We start from the raw sequence: 656 nt of genomic DNA on the forward strand, positions 1-656 counted from the left end.
GGATGACGGCCGGCGGCACCGCGGCCACGCCCAGGCCGTCGCAGACCACGCGGATCATGGTCGCCACCGAAGCGATGCAGTTCAGATGCACCGCGGCGCCGCTCTCGGACGAGAATAGCTTCTCGATCACCGCATAAGGCTCCGAGCCGCGCGCGAAACACATGATGGGAAAGGCCGCCAGCCCGGCCAGACTCAAGATTTCATCGCCGATGCCCAGCTTTGGACTGCCGACCCAGGCCATCGGAAACTCGACCAGCGCCAGATGCCCCACGCCGCCCGCCGTCCCAGGCCTGGCCTGCAACGCGATGTCCAGCTGGCCCTTGGCCAGCTGTTCGGACATGTGCAGCGTAGTGTCACACACGATCTCCACCTGCAGGCGCGGATGGCGCTGCTGCAGCAGCGCCAGGAACTCCGGAAACCAGCTATGCACGATGGATTCGATAACACCGATGCGGATCACGCCAGCGTAGGCCTGCTTGTCCAGCATGTCCTCGCGCATCTCGCGCATGAGGCGCAGCATGCGTTCGGCATGGACCAGGGCCTTGGCGCCGTCGGCCGTCAAGGAGACTTCGCGGGCGCTGCGCTCGAACAGCCGCACGCCGAACTCCTGCTCCAGCGTGGCGATGCGGCTGGAGACGGCGGCCTGCGTGGTGTAC

At 66.5% G+C, this 656-nt stretch carries 1 protein-coding gene; it reads right to left on the minus strand.

The features are described from left to right. Positions 1–656: LysR family transcriptional regulator (locus KDH83_RS31115; RefSeq protein ID WP_212322962.1), on the minus strand; the 656-nt coding region annotated here is incomplete at both ends.

The organism is Achromobacter sp. Marseille-Q0513 (assembly GCF_018195695.1).
Lineage (GTDB): Bacteria > Pseudomonadota > Gammaproteobacteria > Burkholderiales > Burkholderiaceae_B > Achromobacter.